The sequence below is a fragment of the Lentzea xerophila genome (genome assembly GCF_051094245.1).
GTDB lineage: Bacteria > Actinomycetota > Actinomycetes > Mycobacteriales > Pseudonocardiaceae > Lentzea > Lentzea xerophila.
The window spans coordinates 8829571-8855290 of record NZ_CP194934.1; the positions used below are offsets into that span (position 1 = coordinate 8829571).

Annotated in this window: 29 protein-coding genes; 25 read left to right on the forward strand and 4 right to left on the reverse strand. The window is 70.8% G+C overall.

Features of this window, described 5'->3' with window-relative positions; all coding sequences use genetic code 11:
• Positions 1-17 precede the first annotated feature (17 nt).
• From ACRSBM_RS42535 to ACRSBM_RS42580, 10 genes are all read left to right on the forward strand, one after another.
• Positions 18-998 carry a Ppx/GppA phosphatase family protein gene (locus ACRSBM_RS42535; RefSeq protein ID WP_434452528.1) on the forward strand — a complete coding sequence of 327 codons (981 nt, stop codon included), beginning with the start codon at positions 18-20 and terminating at the stop codon, positions 996-998.
• On the forward strand, positions 998-2287 hold the full coding sequence (locus tag ACRSBM_RS42540) for a hypothetical protein (RefSeq protein WP_434452529.1): 1290 nt from the start codon (positions 998-1000) through the stop codon (positions 2285-2287). The genes ACRSBM_RS42535 and ACRSBM_RS42540 overlap by 1 nt, the downstream gene beginning before the upstream one ends.
• Positions 2284-3129: a sugar phosphate isomerase/epimerase family protein gene (locus tag ACRSBM_RS42545; RefSeq protein ID WP_434452530.1), complete on the forward strand. Its 846-nt coding sequence runs from the start codon at positions 2284-2286 to the stop codon at positions 3127-3129. Before ACRSBM_RS42540 ends, ACRSBM_RS42545 begins: the two co-directional genes overlap by 4 nt.
• Positions 3130-3191: 62 nt before the next feature.
• Positions 3192-4088, forward strand: coding sequence for a proline dehydrogenase family protein (locus ACRSBM_RS42550; RefSeq protein WP_434452532.1), 897 nt, complete (start codon positions 3192-3194; stop codon positions 4086-4088).
• Positions 4085-4867 (forward strand): thioesterase family protein, encoded by a 783-nt coding sequence (locus ACRSBM_RS42555; RefSeq protein ID WP_434452533.1) that lies wholly within the window; start codon positions 4085-4087, stop codon positions 4865-4867. The genes ACRSBM_RS42550 and ACRSBM_RS42555 overlap by 4 nt, the downstream gene beginning before the upstream one ends.
• 10 nt (positions 4868-4877) lie before the next feature.
• Complete coding sequence (gene proC, locus ACRSBM_RS42560) at positions 4878-5687, forward strand: pyrroline-5-carboxylate reductase (protein ID WP_434452535.1); 810 nt, start codon at positions 4878-4880, stop codon at positions 5685-5687.
• Between the two features lie 361 nt (positions 5688-6048).
• Positions 6049-6261, forward strand: a complete 213-nt coding sequence (locus ACRSBM_RS42565) for a helix-turn-helix domain-containing protein (RefSeq protein WP_030477960.1) — start codon at positions 6049-6051, stop codon at positions 6259-6261.
• A 120-nt stretch (positions 6262-6381) separates the two neighbouring features.
• Positions 6382-6483: a 30S ribosomal protein bS22 gene (locus ACRSBM_RS42570; RefSeq protein ID WP_015105422.1), complete on the forward strand. Its 102-nt coding sequence runs from the start codon at positions 6382-6384 to the stop codon at positions 6481-6483.
• 268 nt (positions 6484-6751) lie between these two features.
• The gene (locus tag ACRSBM_RS42575) at positions 6752-7789 is read left to right on the forward strand and encodes an NAD-dependent epimerase/dehydratase family protein (RefSeq protein WP_434452537.1); all 1038 of its coding nucleotides are present in this window, start codon (positions 6752-6754) and stop codon (positions 7787-7789) included.
• Between the two features lie 15 nt (positions 7790-7804).
• Positions 7805-8764 (forward strand): lysophospholipid acyltransferase family protein, encoded by a 960-nt coding sequence (locus ACRSBM_RS42580; protein ID WP_434452538.1) that lies wholly within the window; start codon positions 7805-7807, stop codon positions 8762-8764.
• On the opposite strand, the gene ACRSBM_RS42585 is transcribed toward ACRSBM_RS42580, so the two are convergent.
• Positions 8733-10010, reverse strand: coding sequence for an isocitrate lyase/PEP mutase family protein (locus tag ACRSBM_RS42585; RefSeq protein ID WP_434452541.1), 1278 nt, complete (start codon positions 10008-10010; stop codon positions 8733-8735). The two genes, ACRSBM_RS42580 and ACRSBM_RS42585, sit on opposite strands and share 32 nt — an antisense overlap.
• Positions 10011-10076: 66 nt before the next feature.
• Between ACRSBM_RS42585 and ACRSBM_RS42590 the strand changes: the two genes are divergently transcribed.
• The gene (locus ACRSBM_RS42590) at positions 10077-10727 is read left to right on the forward strand and encodes an ArsR/SmtB family transcription factor (RefSeq protein WP_434452544.1); all 651 of its coding nucleotides are present in this window, start codon (positions 10077-10079) and stop codon (positions 10725-10727) included.
• Here ACRSBM_RS42590 and ACRSBM_RS42595 read toward each other — a convergent pair.
• From ACRSBM_RS42595 to ACRSBM_RS42605, 3 genes are all read right to left on the reverse strand, one after another.
• Positions 10720-11616 (reverse strand): HAD family hydrolase, encoded by an 897-nt coding sequence (locus tag ACRSBM_RS42595; RefSeq protein ID WP_434452546.1) that lies wholly within the window; start codon positions 11614-11616, stop codon positions 10720-10722. The two genes, ACRSBM_RS42590 and ACRSBM_RS42595, sit on opposite strands and share 8 nt — an antisense overlap.
• A gap of 41 nt (positions 11617-11657) precedes the next feature.
• Positions 11658-12644 carry a DUF5667 domain-containing protein gene (locus ACRSBM_RS42600; protein ID WP_434452548.1) on the reverse strand — a complete coding sequence of 329 codons (987 nt, stop codon included), beginning with the start codon at positions 12642-12644 and terminating at the stop codon, positions 11658-11660.
• A gap of 138 nt (positions 12645-12782) precedes the next feature.
• Entirely contained in the window at positions 12783-13403 is a 621-nt protein-coding gene (locus ACRSBM_RS42605; protein WP_434452550.1) for a sigma-70 family RNA polymerase sigma factor, read from the reverse strand.
• Between the two features lie 164 nt (positions 13404-13567).
• Between ACRSBM_RS42605 and ACRSBM_RS42610 the strand changes: the two genes are divergently transcribed.
• The 14 genes from ACRSBM_RS42610 to ACRSBM_RS42675 all read left to right on the forward strand — a co-directional run bounded on the left by ACRSBM_RS42610 (position 13568) and on the right by ACRSBM_RS42675 (position 25717).
• Positions 13568-15043: an AMP-binding protein gene (locus tag ACRSBM_RS42610; RefSeq protein ID WP_434452552.1), complete on the forward strand. Its 1476-nt coding sequence runs from the start codon at positions 13568-13570 to the stop codon at positions 15041-15043.
• 4 nt (positions 15044-15047) lie between these two features.
• Positions 15048-15284, forward strand: a complete 237-nt coding sequence (locus ACRSBM_RS42615; protein ID WP_434452555.1) for a glutaredoxin family protein — start codon at positions 15048-15050, stop codon at positions 15282-15284.
• A 167-nt stretch (positions 15285-15451) separates the two neighbouring features.
• Positions 15452-16924: a molybdopterin-dependent oxidoreductase gene (locus ACRSBM_RS42620; protein ID WP_434452557.1), complete on the forward strand. Its 1473-nt coding sequence runs from the start codon at positions 15452-15454 to the stop codon at positions 16922-16924.
• A gap of 168 nt (positions 16925-17092) precedes the next feature.
• Positions 17093-17863, forward strand: coding sequence for a redox-sensing transcriptional repressor Rex (locus ACRSBM_RS42625; protein WP_434453478.1), 771 nt, complete (start codon positions 17093-17095; stop codon positions 17861-17863).
• Positions 17864-17900: 37 nt separating this feature from the next.
• On the forward strand, positions 17901-19214 hold the full coding sequence (locus tag ACRSBM_RS42630; protein ID WP_434452558.1) for a glutamyl-tRNA reductase: 1314 nt from the start codon (positions 17901-17903) through the stop codon (positions 19212-19214).
• Positions 19211-20146: a hydroxymethylbilane synthase gene (gene hemC / locus ACRSBM_RS42635; RefSeq protein WP_434452560.1), complete on the forward strand. Its 936-nt coding sequence runs from the start codon at positions 19211-19213 to the stop codon at positions 20144-20146. Before ACRSBM_RS42630 ends, hemC begins: the two co-directional genes overlap by 4 nt.
• An 18-nt stretch (positions 20147-20164) precedes the next feature.
• Positions 20165-21697, forward strand: a complete 1533-nt coding sequence (locus ACRSBM_RS42640; RefSeq protein WP_434452562.1) for a uroporphyrinogen-III synthase — start codon at positions 20165-20167, stop codon at positions 21695-21697.
• Between the two features lie 185 nt (positions 21698-21882).
• Positions 21883-22857, forward strand: coding sequence for a porphobilinogen synthase (gene hemB, locus ACRSBM_RS42645; RefSeq protein WP_434452564.1), 975 nt, complete (start codon positions 21883-21885; stop codon positions 22855-22857).
• Positions 22842-23357: a hypothetical protein gene (locus ACRSBM_RS42650; protein ID WP_434452566.1), complete on the forward strand. Its 516-nt coding sequence runs from the start codon at positions 22842-22844 to the stop codon at positions 23355-23357. Before hemB ends, ACRSBM_RS42650 begins: the two co-directional genes overlap by 16 nt.
• A 9-nt stretch (positions 23358-23366) precedes the next feature.
• Complete coding sequence (locus tag ACRSBM_RS42655; RefSeq protein WP_434452568.1) at positions 23367-23810, forward strand: hypothetical protein; 444 nt, start codon at positions 23367-23369, stop codon at positions 23808-23810.
• Positions 23807-24205, forward strand: a complete 399-nt coding sequence (locus ACRSBM_RS42660) for a hypothetical protein (RefSeq protein ID WP_434452570.1) — start codon at positions 23807-23809, stop codon at positions 24203-24205. Before ACRSBM_RS42655 ends, ACRSBM_RS42660 begins: the two co-directional genes overlap by 4 nt.
• Entirely contained in the window at positions 24202-24942 is a 741-nt protein-coding gene (locus ACRSBM_RS42665) for a hypothetical protein (protein ID WP_434452572.1), read from the forward strand. The genes ACRSBM_RS42660 and ACRSBM_RS42665 overlap by 4 nt, the downstream gene beginning before the upstream one ends.
• Complete coding sequence (locus tag ACRSBM_RS42670; protein ID WP_434452573.1) at positions 24942-25361, forward strand: hypothetical protein; 420 nt, start codon at positions 24942-24944, stop codon at positions 25359-25361. The genes ACRSBM_RS42665 and ACRSBM_RS42670 overlap by 1 nt, the downstream gene beginning before the upstream one ends.
• A gap of 5 nt (positions 25362-25366) precedes the next feature.
• The gene (locus tag ACRSBM_RS42675) at positions 25367-25717 is read left to right on the forward strand and encodes a hypothetical protein (protein WP_434452575.1); all 351 of its coding nucleotides are present in this window, start codon (positions 25367-25369) and stop codon (positions 25715-25717) included.
• Positions 25718-25720: the final 3 nt, after the last annotated feature.

Sequence of the window (25720 nt, forward strand, 5' to 3'; positions counted from 1 at the left end):
CAGGTACCGTTTCCGGCGTGCGCCTGGGCGTTCTCGACGTGGGGTCCAACACCGTCCACCTCTTGGTGGTGGACGCGCATCGTGGTGCCCACCCCATCCCCATGACGTCCGAGAAGACGATCCTTCGTCTCGCCGAGCAGCTCGACGACTCCGGCCAGCTCTCCAAGGCGGGCGCTGACCAGCTGGTTCGTGCCGTGGCCGCCGCCAAGGCGTCGGCCAAACGGTCCGGCTGCGAGGACCTGATGGCGTTCGCGACCTCGGCGGTGCGCGAGGCGGGCAACTCCGCCGACGTGCTCGACCGGGTGCGGTCCGAGACCGGGGTCGACCTCAAGGTCCTCTCCGGCGAGGACGAGGCGAAGTACACCTTCCTCGCGGTCCGCCGCTGGTACGGCTGGTCCGCGGGCAAGCTGCTCAGCCTCGACATCGGTGGCGGCTCGCTCGAGCTCGCCATCGGTCGCGACGAGAACCCCGACCTGGCCTTCTCCGTGCCGCTGGGCGCGGGGAGGCTGACCAGGACCCGGTTCCGCAAGGACCCGCCCCGGCGCTCGGAGGTCCGCGAGACCACCGACTGGCTCGCCGATCAGCTCGCGCCCGTGGCGCGGAAGCTGAAACGCGCGGGAGAACCCGATCGGGTGGTTGCGACCTCAAAAACTTTCCGAACGCTGGCGCGGCTCACCGGGGCCGCGCCATCGTCTGCCGGTCCCAGGGCGCGTCGGGTGCTCACCGACGCGGGCCTGCGGCAGCTGATCGCGTTCATTTCCCGGATGTCGGCCGGTGACCTCGCCGAACTGGAGGGCGTGAGCACCTCACGCGCCCACCAGCTCGTCGCGGGCGCACTGGTCGCGGAGGCAACAATGCGAGCCCTTTCACTGACGCAGCTGGAGATTTGCCCGTGGGCACTCCGGGAGGGTGTCATCCTCCGGCGCCTGGACCACACTGATGGGACGGACCAGAGCGATACTGGACGGACTGGCCAGACCGGGGCACGGTGGAGTTGATGAGTCGAGAGAGCGGATCGGACCAGACGCAGCGCACTGTCGCTGAGCTGCTCGCCCAGTACGGGGGCAGCGCGGAGAGTGCGCCACGTCGGCGACGCCGCCGGGCGGCTGACGACCCCGACGAGGCCCAGCAGCCGGAGACCGCGCCCCAGACGATCATCGAGCGGGTCCTGTCCGACAGCGGCCGGCTGATGGCCATCCGCGACGACGACGCACCGCCGTCCGGTCGTCGTGCGGCCCCCGAACCCCAGGCTCCCGCCGGGCCGCCGCCCACTGCTGCCGAGCGCACCGCGTACCAGCCGAAACCGCAGGTCGCACCGCCTCTTCAGCCGAAGCCACCGCAGCCGTCGCAGCAGCTGCCGGTGCCGCCGGCCCAGCCGCCGCAGGTCCGCAGACCGGCCCCGCCCACCCCGAAGCCGGCGCCGCCCGCCCAGAAGCCCGCGGCCGCGCCGATGCCACCCCCGGCCGCCGCCGAGCAGACCCGGCAGGTGCCGCAGGTCCGCGACCAGCCGTCCCGCTCGGACCTGCCGCGCCCGGACGCCGGGCGGATCGAGTCGCGGCTCGACCCGGCGCCGAACCCGTCGCGCCCGAACATCACCCGGCCGAAGCCGGTGCCGCCGTCGGGGCAGATGCCGGTCCCCGGACCGCCGCGCGAGGCGATGACCGAGCAGCTCCCGCGCATCCCGGCGAAGGCGCCGGTGGACCAGATCGCCGCGCTCGAGACCGAGTCCGTGCTGATCGTGCCGCCGGCTCCGCCGAGGCTGCCGGAGCCGTTGCCGAACAACGTGCCCGACGCCTGGTTCGGCGACGACGACCCGAACGCGCACACCGACCTGTCGATGGCGCCGATGGAGTCGACCGCGGCGCACCCCGGCCCGTACGTGGACGACGACTCGCAGGAGTACGCCGCCTACCGCGCCGAGGACGACTACCTCGCGGACAACGACGAGGAAGACGACGAGGGTCCCGCCGGTCTCGACGACGCCGACGAGGCCGAGGAGGACCCGGACGACGAGTCGCAGCGCTCGCCGGGCAAGGAATGGCTGGTCATGATCGGCCAGCTCGCCGTCGGCGTGCTCGGCGGCGCGGGGTTGTGGCTCGCGTTCAACTTCCTGTGGCGCACGCAGGCGGTGGCCGCACTCGTGGTGGCGCTGGCCGTTACCGTGGGCCTGGTGTTGCTGGTGCGAAAGATCCGCCGCGCGGACGACCTCCAAACCACCCTCCTGGCCATTCTCGTAGGCCTCATCGTCACCGTCTCACCAGCGGCGATGCTGCTGGTGAAGAGTTGACGGCCCGCATCCCGGTCGGGCTTTCCACGGCGTCGGTCTACCCGCAGCCCGCCGGAGCGGCGTTCGAGATCGCGTCCGAGCTGGGCTACGACGGCGTCGAGCTGATGGTGTGGGCCGACCCGGTGTCGCAGGACATCCGCGCGGTCGACCGCCTGTCGTCCCGATCGGGCATGCCGGTGCTCGCCGTGCACGCCCCCTGCCTGCTGATCTCGCAACGGGTGTGGTCGCCGGACCCGTCCGAACGCCTGCGCAAGGCCGTCCGCGCCGCGGGTGACCTGGGCGCACCGACCGTCGTGCTGCACCCGCCGTTCCGGTGGCAGCGCAAGTACGCGGACGGCTTCGCCGAGCTGGTCTCGTCCCTGGAGGACGAGAGCGGCATCGCGATCGCGGTCGAGAACATGTTCCCGGTGCGCCGGCCGCTCGGCCGCGGGCGCTCGGTGGAGATGAACGCCTTCAAGCCGTCCGTCGACCCGACCGACGTCGGCCACCGCAACTACACGCTCGACCTCTCGCACTCGGCCGCCGCGCACATGGACGCGCTGGAGCTGGCCAAACGCATGGGCGACGGGCTGCGGCACATCCACCTCGCCGACGGGTCGGGGGCGCCGAAGGACGAGCACATGGTGCCGGGACGCGGCACCCAGCCCTGTGCCGAGCTGTGCGAGATGGTGGCGCGGGCCGGGTTCGACGGGCAGGTCGTGCTGGAGGTCAACACCCGGCGCGCGGGGTCGGCCGCGGCGCGGCGGGAGATGCTCGCGGAGGCGTTGCTGTTCGCGCGGCTGCACCTGGACTGGGCTGCCGAGGGTGGCGCCGGGAAGGCTCGGCCGGGGCTGTCCCGCTGAGCCTGGCACCGGCAGCGAGTCCCCGCCGCCGGTAAGCCGACTGGCGAGTTAGGGTTCGTGGTGTGAACCCGCTGCGAGCGTTGATCATGGCTGCGTCTCGCAACGAGACCGTCCGCCACCTCGTCGCCAACGCGCCGATCAGCCGTGACGTGGTGAAGAGGTTCGTCGCGGGCGAGAGCACGAAGGACGCCGTCGAGGTCGTGCGGAACCTCGGTCTGCCGGTGACGCTCGACTACCTCGGCGAGCACACCACGGACCAGGCCCAGGCCGAGCGCACCGTGCAGGCCTACCTGGAGCTGCTCGACGCGCTGCACGCCGCGGGGCTGGCCCGGAACGCGGAGGTCAGCGTCAAGCTGTCCGCGGTCGGGCAGTCGCTCGACGAGGCGCTCGCCCTGACGAATGCCTCCCGGATCTGCGCCGCCGCCGAGCAGTGCGGCACGACGGTCACGCTCGACATGGAGGACCACACCACCACCGACTCGACGCTGCGGGTCCTGCTGGAGTTGCGGCGCACCTGGCCGTGGGTGGGTGCGGTGCTGCAGTCGTACCTGCACCGGACGCTCGACGACTGCAAGCAGCTCGCGGGGCCCGGGAGCAGGGTTCGGCTGGTCAAGGGTGCCTACGCGGAGCCGGCCGAGGTGGCGATCCACGACCCCCATGAGGTCGACCTGAACTACGTGCGGTGCGTGAACGTCCTGCTCGCCGGCGACGGCTACCCGATGTTCGCCACGCACGACCCGCGGCTGATCGAAATCATTGGCGAACGAGCACGCTGGTATGACAAAACTGACTTCGAGTACCAGATGCTCTACGGCATCCGGCCCGAGGAGCAGCGGCGTCTCGGCACTCGCGTTTATGTCCCCTACGGCGAGCAGTGGTACGGATATCTCATGCGGCGACTTGCGGAACGGCCTGCCAACGTGACTTTCTTCCTGCGGTCGCTGGCCAGCCGCTCATGACCTTCACGAAGTCCAGCGCGGTCCGGTCGCTCGGTGACGGAACGTTCACGGCGTCCCTGCCAGCCGAGTGGACCGTCGGTCCCAAACCCCACGGCGGGTTCCTGCTCGCGGTGATCGCCCGCGCGGCCGCCCAAGCCGCCCAGGGCGATCCGCTGGTGGTGTCCGCGCAGTTCCTGCGGGCGCCCGAGGTCGGACCGGTCCTGGTCCGCACCGACGTGCGCAAGTCCGGCAGGACGGCGACCGTCATCGCGGTGTCGCTGGAGCAGCGCGGTCAGGTGTGCGTCGAGGCGTCGGTGACGACGGGACGCATCCCCGAGCACCGCGCCGACTACGCGAACCTGCCGGCGATGTCCGCCGCGCCGCCTCCCGGTGCCGTGGAGCTCGGGACGTTCCCGACCGGCGGCGTCTACAAGGTCGGCTCCCTCTGCGACCTGCGGGTGGACCGCGAGTCGGCGTCGTTCCTCGACCGGCGCACGGACGGGCCGCTGACGCTGAAGCTGTGGGCCCGGCCGGCCGACGAGCAGCCCGACCCGTACTTCGCGCTGGTGGCGGGTGACCTGTCGATGCCGGTGACGTTCAACCTCGGCCGCTTCGGGTGGTCGCCGACGGTGCAGCTGACGGCGTTGCTGCGGGCGCGGCCGGCGCCGGGGTGGCTGCGCATCCACGTCACCTGCCAGGCGGTGCACGGGCAGTGGTTCGACGAGGACGCCACGGTGATCGACTCGACCGGGCGGCTGGTGTGCCAGGCACGACAGCTTGCGCTGACGCCTGCTGTGTGAGACTTGACCGATGACGAAGATCGCGGTGCTCGGCGCGGGCAAGATCGGTGAGGCGCTGCTGTCCGGGCTTCTGCAGGGTGGCCGCGCGGCCACCGATCTGATGTTCACCGAGAAGCACGAGTCCCGTGCACGCTCGCTCACCGAGCAGTACGGGTTCGAGGCCGTCACGGTCGCGGGCGCGGCCGAGAAGGCCGACGTGCTGGTCGTGGCGGTCAAGCCGCAGGACATCGAGCCGTTGCTCGCCGAACTGGGGCCGGTGCTGCGCGCGGGCACGCTCATCGTCTCGCTGTGCGCGGGCCTGCCGACGGCCCTGTACGAGCGCAGGCTGCCCGCGGGCACGCCCGTGGTGCGGGTCATGCCGAACACGCCGATGGTCGTCGGCGAGGCCATGAGCGCCGTCTCAGGCGGCTCCAACGCCACTCCGGAGCACCTCAAGGTCGTCGAGGAGCTGCTGTCGACCGTCGGCAAGGTCGCGGTCGTGCCGGAGTCGCAGCAGGACGCGGTGACGGCGCTGTCCGGTTCCGGGCCCGCCTACTTCTTTTACCTGGTCGAGGCGATGATCGACGCGGGCATCCTGCTCGGCATCCCGCGCGACCTGGCCTCGCAGCTCATCATCCAGTCGGCGGTGGGCGCCGCGACGATGCTCGCCGAGGGCTCTTCGCACCCGGTGATCCTGCGCGAGGCGGTCACGTCGCCCGCGGGCACGACGATCATGGCCATCCGCGAGCTGGAGAAGCACGGCGTCCGCGCGGCCCTGCTCGCGGCCATCGAATCGGCCCGCGACCGCTCCGTCGAACTGGGCCGCCAGCACGAGGACTGAGCGCACGCGGGGCGCTTCCGTACCAACACACAGCACGAAGGCGCCCCGCGTACACGAAAGCAGCACGCGGGGGTCCCACGTTTCCTTCAGGGAAACGCGGGGCCCCCGCGTTCCCCTGGTGGCAGCGCCGGGCCGGGCGTCTCGCCGCGGTAACGCGGGCGTCCCGCGTTTCCCTGGTGGCAACGCGGGGGCCCCGCGTTTCGCTGGCGGTAACGCGGGGGCCCCGCGTTCCCGGCAAACAACTCTGGTTGGGCGTCGCAGGAGTCACACCAGTCCCGCTACTCTCAAGACAGCACGTGCGTGTCGAACCGTCGGTGGGGAAGACCGACGGCACGACACGTGTCGAAGGATGCGGTGATACATGCCTGCGAAGGAGAACGAACGAACAGGTCTCGCTCAGGTCCAGTTCCTGACCGTGGCCGAAGTGGCCTCGATGATGCGGGTCTCCAAGATGACCGTGTACCGCCTGGTGCACTCCGGTGAGCTGCCCGCGGTGCGGGTCGGCAAGTCGTTCCGGGTGCCCGAGAAGGCGGTGCACGCCTACCTGGAGAACGCGTACTTCGACGCTGGCTGAAGGCTGGCGAACCCCGCCGGGTAGACTGGTAGGCCGATCGTGCTTACCGGCGCGCCGTGCTTGACACGGCCAAGGCTGGGGCGCGCCAGTCAAAGCAACGTCTAGAGCTAAGGAACCCGCATGGGCTCGGTCATCAAGAAGCGCCGCAAGCGCATGTCGAAGAAGAAGCACCGCAAGCTGCTGCGCAAGACCAGGGTCCAGCGCAGGAAGCGCGGCAAGTAAGCCCGCATGCGCTCTACCGCCGCCGGTCACCTCTCGCAGGGGGCCGGCGGCGGTCGCGTTTCCACAGGGCCCATCCGGGTGCTTGCGCCGGCACGGAATATCACTCCTTGAGATCTCGTGGCGCAACCACGGGAACGGGGGCCGCCGTTCGGGTGATTGGCTCGTAAAGCCCGCGTGACCTGCGTCAAGACGGCGTTCCGGCCCCCTGCGGTTTTCTGTCCGGTCTGTAGCATCGACCAATCGCCACGCCCTTCGTGCTTGGAGTCGCATGACGCCCAAGGTCGTCCTCGTCACCGGAGTCAGCCGCTTCCTCGGCGGCCACCTCGCCGCGCGCTTCGCCGCGAACCCGGACATCGAGCGCGTGCTCGGTGTGGACACCGAGCCGCCGCCACGCGACCTGCTGCGCCGGATGGGCAGGGCGGAGTTCGTGCGGGCCGACATCCGCAACCCGCTGATCAGCAAGGTCATCTCCACCGCGAACGTGGACACGGTCGTCCACGCGTCCGTCACCGCCAACCCGGCCGGGCCCACCGGCCGCACGGTGATGAAGGAGATGAACGTCATCGGCACCATGCAGCTGCTGGCCGCGTGCCAGAAGTCGCCCAAGGTGCAGAAGCTCGTCGTGAAGTCCACCAGCGCCGTCTACGGGTCGAGCTCGCGCGACCCGGCGGTGTTCACCGAGGACATGGGCCCGAAGGACCTGCCGTCGTCCGGTTACGCCAAGGACGCCGTCGAGGTCGAGGGGTACGTGCGCGGGTTCGGCCGCCGCAGGCCGGACGTGAACGTCACCACGCTGCGCTTCACGAACTTCATCGGCCCGCGCATCGACACGGTGCTGACGCGTTATTTCGCTCTTCCGGTCGTGCCCACCGTTCTGGGCTACGACGCTCGTGTGCAGCTGCTGCACTCCGAGGACGCTCTCGCGGTCCTGGAACGCGCGACGCTGCACGACCTGCCCGGTGTGTTCAACGTCGGTGGCGACGGCGTTCTGCTGCTGTCGCAGGCCATTCGGCGGGCGGGCAGGCTGAACCTGCCGGTGCCCAGTGCGGCCGTGCCCACGGTCGGCGGCTTCTTCCGGAGCGCCCGGCTCGTCGACTTCTCGCCCGACCAGATGAGGTTCCTCAACTGGGGGCGCGTGGTCGACACCACCCTGCTGAAGAAGGACTTCGGGTTCACGCCGCGGTGGACCACCCAGCAGGCGTTCGACGACTACGTGAGCGGCCGGGGCCTGAAGCCGCTCATCGACCCGGAGACGGTTGACGCCGCGGAACGGGGAATCCTCGACGCGGCCGCTCGTTTCCGCTGATCTTGCCTTGAGGAGATGAACGCAGTGGCAGGTGCACGCGTTATCCCGCTGCACGACCCGGAACGCGACGCCGCGCGCAGATCGCGCCACGTCGAGGTGGTCCCGGAGCCAGAGCAGCAGCAGTCCGCCACACCGGACTGGGAACGCAGGCTGACCGACCTGCTGTCGTTCGCGCGCAGGCGAATCGCGGGCGACTACGAGGTCGACGAGTTCGGCTTCGACCGCGACCTCACCGAGAACGTGCTGATGCCGCCGCTGAAGCCGTTGTACGAGAAGTGGTTCCGCGTCGAGACCATCGGGCTGAACAACGTCCCGTCGGCTGGTGGCGCGCTGATCGTGGCGAACCACTCCGGCACGGTTCCGCTCGACGCCCTGATGACGTCCTACGGCATCGCGTCCGAGCACCCGGCACAGCGCCACATGCGGATGCTGGGCGCGGACCTGGTCTTCCGCACGCCGGTGCTCGGCGCGCTGGCCCGCAAGTCCGGCCAGACCCTGGCGTGCAACCCGGACGCCGAACGGCTGTTGTCGTCCGGTGAGCTCGTCGGCGTGTGGCCGGAGGGCTTCAAGGGCATCGGCAAGCCGTTCAAGGACCGCTACAAGCTGCAGCGCTTCGGCCGCGGCGGCTTCGTGGCGGCGGCGCTGAAGACCGGCACGCCGATCATCCCGTGCTCGATCGTCGGGGCCGAGGAGATCTACCCGATGATCGGCGACATCAAGGCCCTGGCCCGGCTGCTCGGCTTCCCGTACTTCCCGGTGACGCCGTTCTTCCCGCTGTTCGGACCGCTCGGGGCGATCCCGCTGCCCTCGAAGTGGTACATCGAGTTCGGCGAGCCGATCCGCACCGACGTGTTCGGTGACGGCGCGGCGGACGACCCGATGCTCGTCTTCAACCTGACCGACCAGGTGCGGGAGACGATCCAGCAGACCCTGTACCGGCTGCTCACCCAGCGTCGGAACGTGTTCCTCGGCTGATCAGGTCCTGCACCTGGTCGTAGCTGAAGGACGCCGGGGCGGGTTCGCCGTCGCGCACTGCCTCGGCGGCCGCGACGGTGTGGCGGAGGGCTGCCCGGAACAGCAGTGATCCGGTGCTGACGCGTTTCACGCCGAGGTTCCCCAGTTCGGCCGGCGTGCGGTTCTGGGCCAGGACGTTGAGCGGGGCCAGCGGCGCGAGCCTCTCGATGCCGGCGGGCTCGGTGAGGCCCGCGACGAAGATGCCATCCGCGCCGGCGTCGACGTACCGGCGTGCCCGTTCCTCGGTCTCGTGCAGTGCGATGCCCTGCCAGTGCGTGTCGATGCGGGCGTTGAGGAACACCCCTGGCGCACGGTCTTTCACGGCCCTGATCAGCTTGGCCTGGTCCTGCGGTGCGGCCAGGCCGTGCGGGCGGCCGTCCTCCAGGTTCACGCCCGCCACGCCCAGGCCGCTGACGAGTTCGGCCACCTCCTCGGGACTCCTGCCGAAGCCCGACTCCAGGTCGACGGTCACCGGGCAGGGCAGCGTCGTGAGCAACCTGGCGAGCGCGATGGCCTGGTCGCCGGCCAGGCCCATGCCGTCCGGGAGGCCGTGGGCCGCCGCCACGCCGAGGCTCGTCGTGCCGATGGCGGTGAACCCCGCCGCGTGCAGCGCGACGGCGGAGGCGTAGTCCCAGGCGTTGGGGAGGACCAGCGGGTCTTCGCGGTGGTGCATCGCATGGAAGGCCATGTTCTTGGCGATCTTCGTGGCGAGGGTTCGGCCCGGACAGGCGTGCGGGCCGTGGCCGAACGGGTGCGCCGCGAGGCTGACCTCGATCGTGCCGGTCTCGGTGGCCCGCCGGGTGATCGGCACCGGCGGGGCCGGGTTTCCGCTGGTCAGGTGGTATGCGAGGGCGTTCGTGGCCGCCCAGGCCTGGACCAGCAGGCCGATCCTCGCCGCGGTCACCTCGTCGTGGCTTCGCGCCAGCCGCTCCACCGCCGCGTCCGCCTCGGCGGTCACGGGCTCGTGCGGCTGGTAGCAGGGGGCGATCCGGGCGATGTCGCCCATCGCACCGGGCAGCCCCAGTGCCGTGGCCAGCTCGTCGAGGGTGGTCGCGTCGACGCCGTCGAGGAGCCGGGTGGTCAGCGCACGCCTGCGGGTGTGTTCCTGGCCGTTGCTGAACCTGACCACGGACGACCTGAGCCAGGCCACGCCCGACCCGCCCGGTGGTACGGGTGGGACCGGGAGGCTCAGCAGCTCTTCGCTCATGCCGGACGACGTTAGGGGCTGCACGCTTCGGCGCCGGCCGAAGCGTCCGGGTCGCAGAATGGCGGGGTGGAAGCCCTCGCCCAGGTCGCCGGACTGCTCGCGGACAACACCCGTGCCGCGATCTGCGGCGCGCTGCTCGACGGACGGGCCTGGACCGTACGGGAACTGGCCGCGCACGCCGGAGTGGCCGCCTCCACCGCCAGCGAGCACCTCACGCGGTTGGTCGAGGGAGGGGTGCTGGTGGAGCATCGGCAGGGACGGCACAGGTACGTGGCGCTGGCCGGGCCGCACGTCGCCGAGTTGCTGGAGGCGATGGTGGCGTTCGCCGGGCCGCGGGTGGCGCCGCGTGGGCTGAGGGCGGCCGCGGTGTCGGAGGCGCTGGCCAGGGGACGGACCTGCTACGACCACCTCGCCGGCAAGCTCGGCATCGCGCTGAAGGCAGGGCTTCTCGAACTCGGAGTCGTCAGTGACGAGCTGGTGATCACCGAACCCGGGATGCTCTGGCTGAAGGAGCTCGGGTTCGAGCCCTCCAGGCGCCAGCTCGGCCGGGCCTGCCTGGACTGGACCGAACGCGTCCCCCACCTGGCCGGAGCCGCCGGAGCGTTCCTGTGCGAGGTGTTCTTCGAGCGCGGCTGGGTGCGCAGGATCGGCACGAGCCGCGCCGTGGTGCTGACTCCCGCGGGCGAGGAGGGCTGGAAGGAGCTCGGGCTTACTTGACCCGCCGGCGGTACGCCATGGTCGCGGCCACCGCGCCGGCCAGGGCGCCCGCGCCCAGGACCGAGGGGACGCCGATCTTCGCGGCCTTGCGGCCCGTGCGGAAGTCGCGGATCTCCCAGCCCTTGCGCCGCGAGACCTCGCGTAGCTGCGAGTCGGGGTTCACGGCGACGGCGGTGCCCACGACGGAGAGCATCGGGACGTCGTTCGACGAGTCGGAGTAGGCCGTGCAGCGGCGGAGGTCCAGGCCCTCCTTGGCCGCCAGCGAACGGACCGCCTGGGCCTTGGCCTTGCCGTGCAGGAGGTCGCCCACCAGGCGGCCCGTGTAGATGCCGTTCTCGGACTCCGAGACGGTGCCGAGCGCGCCGGTGAGGCCGAGGCGGCGGGCGATGATCTGCGCGAGCTCCACCGGCGTGGCGGTGACCAGCCAGACGCGCTGGCCCGCGTCCAGGTGCATCTGGGCCAGCGCCTGGGTGCCCTTCCAGATGCGGTCGGCCATCAGTTCGTCGTAGATCTCCTCGCCCAGCGAGACCAGCTCGGCGACGCTGCGGCCGGAGACGAAGGAGAGCGCCTGTTCGCGGGAGGCCTTGACGGACTCCGGGTCCTCGCGGCCGCCCACCCGGAACTTCAGCTGCTGCCAGACGAAGCCCGCGAGGTCGGAGGTGGAGAAGTACTTGCGGGCGGCCAGGCCCCTGGCGAAGTGGAAGATCGACGCGCCCATCATCATCGTGTTGTCCACGTCGAAGAAGGCGGCCGCGGTCAGGTCCGGTGGCACCGTGAGCGACGCTTCGAGCTCTGGCGCCATTGCGGCGGCCTGGATCGCCGCGTCTGCCGATGCCTCGCCGGCTAGTTCGGCCAGCCGGTCGCTCTCCACGTCACGCTTGCCTGCCATGTCACAAGCCTAGCGATCAGGTTCGTCGGAAACCGCCCGACTCAGCCGAAGCTGATGCCGGGCAGCAACGGCAGCGAGATGCTCGGGAGTGGCAGCGGGAGCGGGATCGTGATTTCCGGCTTGCCCGTGGACGGTGGGGTCGAGGTGCCCGGCTGCGCCGACGACGGGATCGCGGAGCCCAGCTGTTCCGACGCGGTGGGCGCGACCGAGGGGTCCGCCGAGCCGGACGGGACCGGCAGACCCGATCCGGTGGGCGGGACCGAGGACGGGACGCGGCTGGTGGAGGCCTCGGGTGCGACCGGAGTGCACTCGTTCCTGGCCGGGACCGGGCCGAGGGGGTCGGAGGAGCCGCTGGTCACGGCGCTGCAACCGGCGCGGGCGGCCAGGTCGTGGGCTCGCTGGGCGATGCTCGCGAGCAGCCACATCGTGGTGTCGGCGTGCGCGCCCGCGTCCTGCGGCAGGCGGGGGCGCAGGGTGCCGAGCTTCTCGTACTGGTCGAGCGCCCAGTCGCGCAGCGCCGGCAGGGCGGTCTCGTCGGTCGACGTGCCGTAGGTCGTGAGCTGGCGGGCGCCTTCGACGGCGTCGGCGTCGAGGTCGGCCAGGGCTGTGAGCTGGGCGGACGAGTCGGCGGTGCGGTCGGCCAGCGTCTCCATCTCGGTCACGCGGGACGCGGCGAACTCGAGGTGCTTGAGCGCACGGGACTCGTCGTCGAAGGTCAGGCCGAGCGAGGCGCCCTCGGTGGTGCGCTTGACGCCGTAGAGCGGGTCTCCCGGGAGCGCGTCACGGCTGAGCAGCACGCTCATGCCGGCGAGTGACAACAGCAGGCACAGGACCGCGGCCGCCGCGACCGCTAATCGCGCGCGCGCTCCCACCCGTCTTACCGACGAGAGCGCCAGCGGCTTCTCGGGCGGGGGCGCGGTCAGGACGCGCTGTTTCATCCGTTCGCGCGCCCCGGCGTCCGGGCCGACGTCCATCCGCCGGAGGAGCTCGACGATCGCGAGGTCCTCCGCGAGGTCGTCGTTGCCCACCGGTTGAGGGCCGCCTTCAACGGCACGGGCGAATCGCTCGTGCTCCGTCTGCCGCCACCGCGGTGTTCTTCCCTTGCCGTCCATCTCAGCCCGAGTAACGAAGTTGATCTGCTTTGGGTTACGCGTGTGCGATCGCGATCACCGCAGCCACGACGGGAGGATCTGTGCGAGCCGCCGGACGGCCCGGTGTTGCAACGCCTTCACGGCCCCCTCGTTGCGGTCCATGAGCTGCGCGACCTCGGACACCGACTTGCCCTCGATGAACCTCAGCACGATGCACTCGCGCTGGTCGTCACCTAGTTGTGAAACGCACCGGAGCAGCTCCGCGTTGGTCGCCTCGGTCATGACTTCCTGCTCGGGGCCGCTCGTCTCCTCGCGGTTGTCCTGGAGCTCGGCGGTCGTGACCTCGAGCCGGTACCGGCTGGACTTCACGTGGTCGAACACGATGTTGCGGGCGATCGTCACGAACCACGCCCCGACGTCGCGGCCCTGGTAGCTGACCGAACCGATGCTCCGCAGCGCGCGCAGGAACGTCTCGCTCGTCACGTCCTCGGCGAACGCGCGGTCGCCGCCCACCCGGAAGAGGACATAGCGGAAGACCATGTCGACGTACTTGTCGTACAGCACTCCGAACGCCTCGGTGTCACCCTGCTGGGCGGCCTTGACGAGCTGCCACGGCTCGTCGGCGGCGTTGTCGTGCTGACCTCCCGCCATGGTTCGGGTGGTCCTCATCGTGTTCGGTCGTGCCCGCGCGGTCATCGGCTGGCGGAACCTCCACAGAGTCGCCGTGGCGGCAGCATACGTGTTGTTACTCCGTAGTAGGTAGCGGATGGTTCTGGGGTGGAGACGCGCCAACCGCGGGTTCATGACGCTCGTCACGCGTGGAAGACTGCTCGCAGCGTCCAGTTGTTCATGAGGAGGCCATGTTGACTTCCGCTCGCAATGTCTCAGATCTGGTCCGTGCTTCGGCACAGCGGGGAGCCGGCCACGTCGCTCTGGTCGACGTAGCGAGCGGTAAGAGCCTCACGTGGGAGACCATCGACGGCGCGACCGATGCTTTCGCCCGCCATTTGGCCGATTCCGGTCTCGAACCCGGCGACCGGGTGGCGGTACGGCTGCCCACGAGCCCCGAGTTCGCCGTCGCGGTGTTCGGGATCCTGCGCGCGGGCGGTGTCGTGGTGCCCACCGGCCCCGGCAACCCGCCGCGCGAGCTCCAGCGCATCCTGGCCGACTCCGGTGCCACGTTCCTGATCGGCGACGGCGAGGGTTCCGACGCCCGGGTCCTGGACGTTCCGGACGTCCACGCCACCGGTGAGCCGGTCGAGGCCGTTCGCGGCGGCGAGGACCTGGCGGTGCTCGGCTACACCTCGGGCACCTCCGGCGTGCCGCGCGGCGCGATGCTGTCCCACCGCGCGTTGCTCGCGAACGTCGCGCAGTGCGCCGCGCTCCGCCCCGCACCGGTGACGGCGGGTGACAGGGTGCTGCTCGCACTGCCGTTGTTCCACGTCTACGGCCTCGGCCCCGGCCTGCTGCAGGTCGCGGGCGCCGGCGCCACGGCGGTCCTGCTGGAACGCTTCGACCCCGCCACCGCGCTGGACGTCATCGAGGAGCACCGCGTCACGACGATGGTCGGCGTGCCGCCCATGTACCGGGCGCTGCTCGCGCACCCCGTGGAGGTGCTGCGCGAGAAGCTCGCCACGGTCAGGCTGTTCACCTCCGGCGCGGCCCCGCTCCCGGCGGGCGTCATCGCGGAGATGCGCGACGCGCTCGGCATCCCGGTCTTCGAGGGTTATGGCCTGACCGAGACCGGCCCGGTACTGACGTCGACGCTGGTCGGCGGCGTGCCGAAGCCGGGTTCGGTCGGTCAGGCGCTGCCCGGAGTGGAGATCCGCCTGGTCGACACGGACGGCTCGGTGCTCGACATCGACGAGGACGAGCCGGGCACGGGCCTGGTCTCGGCGAAGGGCGACAACCTCTTCAGCGGCTACTGGCCCGACGGCACGCACGGCCCCGACTCCACCGGCTGGTTCCGCACCGGCGACGTCGGCTTCATCGACGCCGACGGCGACCTGCACCTGGTCGACCGCGCGGGCGACCTGATCATCGTGAACGGCTTCAACGTCTACCCGCACGAGGTGGAGCAGGTCGTCGGCGAGCTGCCGTCGGTGCTCGAGGCCGCCGCCGTCGGCGTGCCGGACGAGAAGACCGGCGAGTCGGTGAAGGTCGTCCTCGTGCTGCACGACGGGCAGCAGCTCACCTCCGACGAGGTCGTGGCCCACTGCGCCGCCCGCCTGGCCAAGTTCAAGGTGCCGACGTCGGTGGAGTTCGCCCCGGCCCTGCCGCACTCGCCGACCGGCAAGCTCGCGCGCGCCGTCCTGCGCAAGCCGCTGGGAGCATGAGGTCATGACCCACCACGTGACGTTGCTGAGCCGGGTGTCGTGCCACGCCTGCGAGGAGGCGGCGGTCGAGATCGAACGGATCTGCGCGGACCTCGGCGCGACCTGGTCCGTCGAGGACGTCGACAGCGATCCCGAGCTGCGGGCCGAGTACGGCGACCGGGTGCCGGTGTTCCTGGTGGACGGGGCCGAGCACGGCTACTGGAAGGTGGAGGAGGACCGCCTGCGGGCGGCTCTCGCCTGATCACCGGTGCCCAGCCCGACCCGGCTGCGAGGTTGATGAGGGGAGCTTTCATGAACCTCAGGTTGATGAAAGCTCCCCTCATCAACCTTGTCGCGGCGGAGGTGCGGTGATTACCGGGGCCTTACGGCTCGGGCGAACCAGGGACGGGCGGGTGTCGAATGGAAGGCATGAAGCCCGCCAAAGCCGCGTTCACCGGACTCCTCGCGCTCGTCGCCGCCCTGGCGGCAGGGCACCTGGTGGCGGCCTTCGTGGGCCTGAGCGCCTCCCCGTACCTCGCGGTGGGCAACGCCGCGATCGACCTCACGCCGTCGTGGCTGAAGGACTTCGCGATCGCCACCTTCGGCACCGCCGACAAGCTCGTGCTGCTCACCGGCATGGCCGTGGTCCTGGCGGGCATCGGCGTCGCGGCGGGCCTGGCGAGCAGGACCAACCCGGGGCCGGGGTCGCTGGTGGCCGTCCTGCTCGGGTTCGTGGGCGTGGTGGCGGTCGTGACCAGGCCGGACGTCGGCCAGCTCGCCGTCCTCGCGCCGGTGGCCAGCACGGCCGCGGGCGTTTACGTGTTCCGCTACCTGCACAAGGAGTCGCAGCGGAGCGAGTCCAGGCGCGGGTTCCTGATCACCGCGGGACTGGCCGTCACGGCGGGCGTCGTCGGCCAGGTCTTCGGCAGCCGCACGGACGTCGAGGGCTCCCGCAGGGCCATCGGTGACCTCACGCCGAAGACCAAGGCCCCGGAGATCCCGGCCGGCGCCGACTTCGTCAGGGACGGCACCCCGAGTTTCATCACCAGCGCCGACGACTTCTACCGGATCGACACGGCGCTGAGCGTGCCGCGCCTCCGGGCCGAGGAGTGGGCGTTGCGGGTGCACGGCATGGTCGACCGGCCGATGGTGCTGACGTTCGACGAGATCCGGAACAGGGACGACCTCGTCGAGGAGACCGTCACCCTGACCTGCGTGTCCAACGAGATCGGCGGCCCGTACATCTCCACGGCGAACTTCATCGGCGTCCGCATCGGCGACGTGCTCAGGGAAGCCGGCGTGCAGGCCGGTGCGGACCAGCTGTTCAGCACCAGCGACGACGGGTTCACGGCGGGCAGCCCGCTCGACTACGTCCTCGAACGCGGGCTGATCGCGATCGGGATGAACGGCCAGCCCCTGCCCGCCGAGCACGGGTTCCCCGCACGCCTCGTGGTGCCGGGGCTCTACGGCTACGTCTCCGCGACCAAGTGGGTCACCGATCTCGACGTCACCACGTTCGCCAAGGAGCAGGGTTACTGGATTCCGCGCGGCTGGGCGACGAGGGCGCCGATCAAGACGTCCTCGCGGATCGACCGGCCCAGGCGCATGGGCAAGCTCCAGGGCAGGGCGGTCATCGCCGGAACGGCGTGGGCGCAGCCCAGGGGCGTCGCCAGGGTCGAGGTCAGGGTGGACGGCGGGCCGTGGCGGGACGCCGAGCTCGGGGCCGACGTCAGCGACACCACCTGGCGGATGTGGCGGGTGGAGATGGACCTCGCGACGGGCAGTCACACGGTCGAGTGCCGGGCCACCGACAAGTCCGGGTACACGCAGGACCAGGCACGCCTCGACCCCGTTCCCGACGGTGCGACGGGATGGCATTCGGTCACCTTCACCGTCGAGTAGGCGCTCACCCCGTAGTGATCATGAACCGACGAAGTGCTGGTCACGCCCTGTGACGGGCGCTGTGACGGCCTGGCACCGACTTTGTGCATGCGTTCACAAGCGGTACGGTGTGTTCATCACCAGCGCCGCGGGGTTCCTGCGGTGAAGCACACCCGGAGGTCGGAGAGCGTGGCATCACAGCGGGGCGAAGGTGAGACGACCACCACCCCTGCGGAGCCTGCCGACTCCGAGCGCGCCCGTGCGATTCCCGAGGCGGCCGTGGCCCGGCTCGCCGTGTACCTCCGCGTGCTGTCCGGCATGGCCGAGAGCGGCGTGACGGCGGTCTCCAGCGAGGAACTGAGCCAGGCGGCCGGAGTCAATGCGGCGAAGCTCCGCAAGGACCTGAGCTACATCGGCAGCTACGGCACGAGGGGCGTCGGGTACGACGTCGAGGTCCTCGTGAGCCACATCGAGCGCATCCTCGGGCTCACCCGCAACCACTCCGTGGCCGTCGTCGGCATCGGTAACCTTGGTCACGCTCTCGCCAACTACGGCGGGTTCCCCGGTCGCGGGTTCCCGGTCACCGCCCTCTTCGACGTGGACGCCGATCTCATCGGAATCCCTGTTGGGGGCATTCCCGTCAACCACATCGACGAGATCACCGCGATCTGCCTCGAGCGCGAGGTGTCGATCGGCGTCATCGCGACGCCGCCGCCCGCCGCTCAGTCGGTTTGCGATCGTTTGGTATCTGCGGGCGTCCAGTGCATTCTGAACTTTGCACCAGTTGTCCTTCAGGTTCCAGACAACGTCGAGGTGCGCAAGGTTGACTTGGCGGTCGAGATGCAGATCCTGTCGTTCCACGTCGCTCGACGTGCGGACGAGGCAGTGCACAACGCGAACGGCGGCGTCTCGGTCGGCAACAACGGACTCGGTGTGGACGGGATGGTGATTCGCCCGTGAGCGTGAGCCAGACGGCTCCGGCAGACGTGGTGAGTGTATGAGTGTGCTCGTAGTCGGTCTGTCGCACCGCACCGCCCCAGTCCCGGTCCTGGAACGCGTCACCGTGGCCGAGCCGGACCTGTCCAAGGTCCTCGGCCAGCTCCTCGCCGCCCCCAGCGTCTCCGAGGCGATGGTCCTGTCGACCTGCAACCGGGTCGAGGTCTACGCCGTCGTCGAGTCGTTCCACGGCGGCATGTCCGAGGTCGTCGAGGTCCTCGCGCAGCACGCCCAGGTCGACCCGCAGTCGCTCTACGAGCACTTTTACGTGCATTACGCCGCCGCTGCCGTCGAGCACCTGTTCTCCGTCGCGGCGGGCCTCGACTCGATGGTCGTCGGCGAGTCTCAGATCCTCGGCCAGCTGCGCGGTGCGTACGCGGCGGCGGACGAGGCGGGCACCGTCGGCAGGACCGTCCACGAGCTCATCCAGAACGCGCTGCGCGTCGGCAAGCGCGTGCACACCGAGACCGGCATCGACCACGCGGGCGCGTCGGTCGTGTCCGAGGCCCTCGGTGACGCCGAGACCGAGCTGGGCACCCTCGTCGGCAAGCGCGCGCTGCTCGTCGGCGCGGGCGCCATGGGTGGCCTGGCCGCCGCGCACCTGCGCCGGGCCGGCGTCGGCGAGGTCGTCATCGCGAACCGGACGCAGGCCAACGGTGTGCGTCTCGCCACGTCGCTGAAGGCCGAGGGCGTCCCCGCGACGGCCGTCGACCTCACCGCGCTGGCCGTGGAGATCGATCTCGCGGACATCGTCTTCGCGTGCACCGGGTCGGTCGACACGGTCGTGCACGCGGACATGATCGGCAAGCGTTCGCGGCCGCTGGTCGTGTGCGACCTGGGCCTGCCCAAGGACGTCGACCCGGCGGCGGCCGTGCTGCCGAACGTTCGTGTGGTGGACCTGGAAACGCTGCAGCGGCGCCTCTCGGACGCTCCCGCCGGCCAGGACGCCCGGCTCGCGGCCCAGCTGGTCGCCGGCGAGGTGAAGGCCTACCTCGCGGGCCAGCGCTCCGCCGAGGTCACGCCGACCGTCACGGCCCTGCGCAAGCGGGCCGCCGAGGTGGTCGACGCCGAACTGCTCCGTCTCGATTCGCGACTTCCCGAACTGGACGCCGCGACACGCGGTGAATTGGCCAAGACGGTGCGCCGCGTTGTAGACAAGCTCCTGCACACGCCGACCGTCAGGGTGAAGGAGCTCGCCTCCGCCCCTGGTGGTACCGGCTACGCGGAGGCTCTCCGCGAACTGTTCGGGCTCGACCCCCAGACACCTGGGGTCGTCAGTCAGACCAAGTCTTCAGTGGATGGTGAAACGCGGTGACCCGCACCCTACGGATGGGTACCCGAGGCAGCGCACTGGCGCTCGCGCAGACGGGAACCGTCGCCGAGGCGCTCAGGGCTGCCGGCGCACAGGTCGAGATCGTCGTCATCAAGACGCCGGGTGACCTGTCCGACGCGCCCATCGCCCAGATCGGCATCGGCGTGTTCACGTCCGCGCTGCGCGACGCGCTCGCGAACGGTGAGATCGACATCGCCGTCCACTCCTACAAGGACCTCCCTACCGCGCCGGACCCACGTCTGGTGCTCGCGGCGGTGCCACAGCGTGAGGACCCGCGCGACGCGCTCGTGGCGCGCGACGGCCTCACGCTCGGCGAGCTGCCGCCGGGGTCCACCGTGGGCACCGGCTCCCCGCGCCGCGCGGCTCAGCTGGAGGCCCTCGGCCTCGGGCTGAACATCGTCGGGCTGCGCGGCAACGTGGACACCCGCATCGGCAAGGTCCGCAGTGGCGAGCTCGACGCCGTGGTGCTGGCCCGTGCCGGCATCTCGCGCCTCGGTCGCGCTGCCGAGATCACCGAGACGCTGGAGCCCATCCAGATGCTTCCCGCGCCCGCGCAGGGTGCGTTGGCAGTCGAGTGCCGGGTCGACGACGTCGACGCCGAGCACCTGATCCAGTCGACGCTGGACGATTCGGCCAGCCGGGCCGCTGTGACCGCTGAGCGCGCCATGCTGGCCGCGCTCGAAGCGGGTTGCAGCGCGCCGGTCGGCGCGCTGGCCGATGTGGTGGAAGACCTCGATGACGACGGGAAGGTCGTGTACCGACTCTCCCTGCGCGGGGTCGCTGCGACGCCGGAGAACGATCTCCTCCGGGCGTCCGCCACCGGTGACTTGACCGAAGCTGAGGGACTCGGCCGGGCGCTGGCCGCCGAGTTGCTCGACCTCGGGGCCGCGGTTCTCAGCGGTCCAGAGGCGTAATCGATGGGGAGTGCCCTGATGACCCGCGCACGCAAGACCCCCGGACGCATCGCCTTCGTGGGCTCCGGCCCCGGCGACACCGGGCTGCTCACGGTCCGGGCCCACGACTTGCTCACCAGGGCTGAACTCGTGGTCACCGACCCGGACGTCCCCGCGGACGTCCTCGCGACCGTGGCCGAGGGAGTCGAGGTCCGCCCCGCTGTAGGCGAGTCCGCCGACGTGGCCAAGGACCTGGTGAACGAGGCGCGCAACGGATCCACCGTCGTCCGCCTCGTCGCGGGCGACCCGCTGACGCTCGACTCGGTCGTGAAGGAAGCGCAGGCCGTCGCGAAGTCGACGATCCCGTTCGACGTCGTACCCGGCGTGCCCTCGGGCACCGCGGTCCCGGCCTACGCCGGTGTCGCGCTCGGTGGCGTGCACACCGAGGTCGACGTGCGCGCGGTGACGGACTGGGCGGGCCTCGCCGCCGCGCCCGGCACGCTCGTGCTGCACGCGACCGGTTCGCACCTGGCCGAGGCCGCGTCGAACCTGGTCGAGAACGGCCTCGCGCCGCAGACCCCGGTCGCCGTGACCGCCGAGGGCACGGGCTTCCAGCAGCGCACCATCGACACCACGCTGGCCGCCGTCGCGGCCGACGCCGGTGAGATGGGCGGCCCGCTGGTCGTCACGGTCGGCGCCGCCGCCGCGGCACGCTCGAAGCTCTCCTGGTGGGAGTCGCGGGCGCTGTACGGCTGGCGAGTGCTGGTCCCGCGGACCAAGGAGCAGGCCGGCGCGATGTCCGAGCGCCTGCACTCGCACGGCGCGGTCGCCGTCGAGGTGCCGACGATCTCGGTCGAGCCGCCCCGCAGCCCCGCGCAGATGGAGCGCTCGGTCAAGGGTCTCGTCGACGGCCGCTACCAGTGGGTCGTCTTCACCTCGACCAACGCCGTCCGCGCGGTGTGGGAGAAGTTCCGCGAGTTCGGCCTGGACGCCCGCGCGTTCTCCGGCGTGAAGATCGCCTGCGTCGGCGAGGCCACGGCCGCGAAGGTGCGCTCGTTCGGCATCATCCCGGAGCTCGTGCCGTCCGGCGAGCAGTCGTCCGAGGGTCTCCTCAACGACTTCCCGCCCTACGACGACATCCTGGACCCGGTCGACCGCGTGCTGCTGCCGCGGGCCGACATCGCCACCGAGACGCTGGCCGCCGGCCTGCGCGAACGTGGCTGGGAGATCGACGACGTGACGGCGTACCGCACCGTGCGGGCGGCCCCGCCGCCCGCCGACACCCGCGAGATGATCAAGTCCGGCGGCTTCGACGCGGTGTGCTTCACCTCGTCGTCGACCGTGCGGAACCTGGTCGGCATCGCGGGCAAGCCGCACGCCCGCACGCTCGTCGCGTGCATCGGCCCGCAGACCGCCGAGACGGCGCGGGAGTTCGGCCTCCGGGTCGACGTGCAGCCCGAGGAGGCGAACGTGCCCGCGCTGGTCGACGCGCTGGCCGCGCACGCCGCCCGGTTGCGCGCCGAGGGAGCGCTGCCCCCTCCGCGCAAGACCAAGCGTTTGCGGCGTTCATAGGCCGCGCCTCCGGCGCGGCGGCGATTTCGCCGGGAAGTTGGTCATCCGGCCGACTCGTTTTTCGTGATTTGGGCTTCGCCGAAATCACGAAAAGCGGGTGACCGGATGACCAACGCGAAATCGCGAACCCGGTGAGAGCCGACCAAGAGGCCGGCCCTCTGGAAAGCTCCACAGGGAGTCTGGAGATGTACCCACTTCACCGGCCCCGGCGTCTGCGTACGACGCCCGCCATGCGCCGCCTCGTGTCCGAGACCGAGGTGCGCCCGAGGCAGCTCGTGCTGCCGATGTTCGTCAAGGAAGGCCTGGCCGCGCCCGCCGAGATCGGCAGCATGCCGGGCGTCCTGCAGCACACCCGTGACTCGTTGCGGAAGGCCGCGGTCGAGGCCGTGCAGGCGGGCGTCGGCGGCATCATGCTGTTCGGCGTCCCGGCCGAGCGCGACGCCGTCGGTTCCGCGGGCACCGACCCGGACGGCATCCTCAACGCCGCACTGGGCGACCTGCGCGCGGAACTCGGTGACAGCACCGTCCTCATGTCGGACTGCTGCCTCGACGAGTTCACCGACCACGGCCACTGCGGCGTGCTCGCCGCCGACGGCACGGTCGACAACGACGCGACGCTGGAGGCCTACGGCGAACTGGCCGTGGCGCAGGCCCGCGCCGGTGCTCACGTCGTCGGCCCCAGCGGCATGATGGACGGCCAGGTCACCTTCATCCGCAACGCCCTGGACGCCGCGGGCTTCGCGGACACCGGCATCCTCGCCTACGCCGTCAAGTACGCGTCGGCGTTCTACGGCCCGTTCCGCGACGCGGTCGAGTCGCAGCTCGCGGGTGACCGCAAGACCTACCAGCAGGACCCGGCGAACGCCCGTGAGGCGATCCGCGAGGTGCAGCTGGACCTCGCCGAGGGCGCGGACATGGTCATGGTCAAGCCGGCGCTGCTGTACCTCGACGTGCTGCGGTCCGTCGCCGAGATCTCGGACGTTCCCGTTGCGGCGTACCAGATCTCCGGTGAGTACGCGATGATCGAGGCCGCCGCCGCGAACGGCTGGATCGACCGCGAGCGCTCGATCCTCGAGTCGCTCACGTCCATCCGCCGGGCCGGCGCGGACATCGTCCTGACGTACTGGGCAGCGGAAGCCGCTCGGTGGCTCGACCGGTAGCTCCCGCCGCCCCCGTCCCGAAGCTGATCGACGTCGCGCGCTGGTTGTGGATCGCCGGCGCGTGCGTCGGGATGCTGCGTTTTCTGGTGGAGCTCTTCGACCGTGAGGCTCTCGTGGCGCAGGCACGCCGCCAGAACCCGGCGCTGGGCCAGGACCAGATCGACGCGGGCGTCAACGGCGGAGTCCTCTTCGGACTGCTGATCGTCGTCGTGATCCTCCTCGCGTACACGCGGCTGGCGAACACGATGGCGCGCGGCCGCAACTGGGCGCGGATCGTGCTGACGGTCCTGGGCGGCGCGTCCGTCGCGTTCGGACTGTTCCGGCTGGGCGCGTGGGGCAGCGGGGTCGCGGCGGGGCTCGGGGTCCAGATGCGGCCGGTCGACCTCGCCGTCACGGTCGTCACCACGGCGCTGGAGGCGACCGCGATCGTGCTGATGTACCGGGTGTCGTCGCACTTCAGGAAACACGTCACGGTGGACAGCGCTCTCCCGCGGTCCTAGGTTTCGAGCGTGAAGTTTCTGAAGGAATCGGGCCCTCCCGGCACCATCACCATCGGCTACTGGCTGGTGGTCGCCGGCTCGGCGCTCGGCGTGCTGGCCGCGTTGTTCGTGCTGCTCAACAAGCAGGCGCTGGTCGACGCCGCCCTCCAGGGCAACAAGGACCCGAAGATCACGCCGGACATGGTCGCCTCGACGGTCAACGGCCTGGTGATCGTCTCGCTGGTGGTCACCGCCGTGGTCGCCGGGCTCGCGGTGTGGCTCGCGGGCAAGGTCAGGGGCGGACTGAAGAAGAGCCGCACCGGGTTGATGATCACCCTGCTGATCGGCCTGTTCTTCCAGATGATCACGAACACCCTGGGCATCGTGACGATGCTGATCGCCATCTCCGGTCTGGTGCTGTTCTACTTCCGGCAGTCGACCGAGTACCTGGCCGAGCGCGAGCAGCTGTCGTGAACGACGCACCCCTGCCGGTCCGCATCGCGGTCGGCCTCTGGCTCGCGCTCGCCGTCTTCGTACTGTTCACCACCGCCGGGCTGTGGTTCGAGCGCGGTGCGGTGCAGGAGCTGACCGGGTGGACGTCCGCCGAGGCCACGAGCTTCCTGGCGACGCTGACGGTGGCCGCGCTGATCTTCGTGGCGGCCTACGCCTGGCTCACGCGGCTGTTGCTGAAGCGCAGGGGCTGGGCACGGGTCGCGCTGTCGATCGTCTCGATCGTCCACATGATCTGGATCCTGTTCGTCGGGGTCACCCCGGCGAACCTGGTCACACTGCTGCTCATCTCCGTCGCAATCGTCTTCACGTGGCAGGCGCGTACGGCAAAGTGGCTGGCGGAGGTGCGTGAGCAGTGACCGACCCGCAGAACCCGAACCCCTGGCAGCACAACCCGGACACCCCGCAGCCGCGGCCCGGCTACGACGGGGCGTCGTTCGGGACGTACGAGGTGACCGCGGTGAACAACATGGCTCTGCCGATGCCGTCGGCACCCCAGCCGGCGCCGCCTCTCGACCACGCCGGCTGGCAGAACCCGGCCGGTGCGTACCCGGTGATGCCCGAGTCCGGCGGGCAGTACCAGGTGAGCCACGTCGGCCAGGCGAGCTTCTCGATGGCACCGCTCTCACCCGTGCTGCCCCACGAGCTCCCGCCGGGGCGGCCGGCCACGGTCACCGCCGCGATGTGGATCTGGGTCGCGGCCGCGGTGCTCTCGGTCGCGGTGCTGCCGGTGCTGCTCCTCGGCAACGCCGACTTCTTCCTCACCCAGGACGGCGGGGTCGTCACCGAACAGGAACGCCAGGCGGAGGAGTTCGGCGTGCGGGCCCTGGCGCTGATCTTCGGGTTCGCGATGCTCGTGGCCGCCGCGCCGTACGTCGCGTTCGCGGTCGTGCTGCGCAACGGCCAGAACTGGGCGCGGATCCTGCTCACGGTCCTCGGCGTGCTCGGGTTCCTGGCGATGATGGGGATCACGTTCATCGCGCTGGGAACACAGGTGTGGCAACCGAGTGTGACCATCAGCATCCTCGTGATGGGCCTCACCGTCGCCGCCGTCGTGCTGCAGTTCCTGCCGGCCTCGAACAAGTACGTCCGGTAGTGCTCTACCGGGAGTCCGGCAGCAGCTGGTGGCCGCTGCTGTGGGGACCGGCGTTCGCGGTCGCCGGGTACCTCGTAGAGCTCATCACCGGGCCCGCGTCCGTGGTGCTGTGGACCATCGTGGGACTCGGGCTGACCCTCGGCGCGGTCTTGTGGGTCTACGGGCGGGTGAAAACCGGCAGCGTCGTGCTGACGGCCGACGAGGCCCAGTTCGGGCGGGAGACGCTGCCGATCGCGATGATCGAGGCCTGCTCCGACGTCGGCGCGCCCGCCGGTGCTCGGGTGCTCGGCGGCGGCTGGACGGTGCCCAAGGGGACGGTCGCGGTGCCGTTGCGGCTGGTCGGCGGCACGGTGGTGCTGGGATGGGCGCGCGATCCGGAAGCCTTGCTCGCGGCGCTGCGGCGGGTCGTGAGAAGGTGAGCGACGTGACAGAGGCTGTGACCGAGCCGGAGACCGTCGTGGAAGAGTCCGAAGAGGCCTCACCCGCCGGCCCTGGCCTGCACCAGCCCTGGCGGTGGTTCGTCGCCGCCGGCGAGGCCGTCGCGATCGTCCTGCTGGTCGTCGCCGCCGTGTGGTGCTGGAACCGCGGCGTCGTGCCGCTCGCGTACCCGATGGAGGGACACGAGACGCTGACGTCCACGCGCTACCACGGCAACTGGCTGGGCACCGCCGCCGGCGCGGTCACGCTGGCCGTGGTCCTCGGTCTCGACGCGGTGCGGCAGGTCCTGCTGGCCGTGCGCACCCGGCCGCAGAATGCCGCCGGCCCCGACATGTGAGAC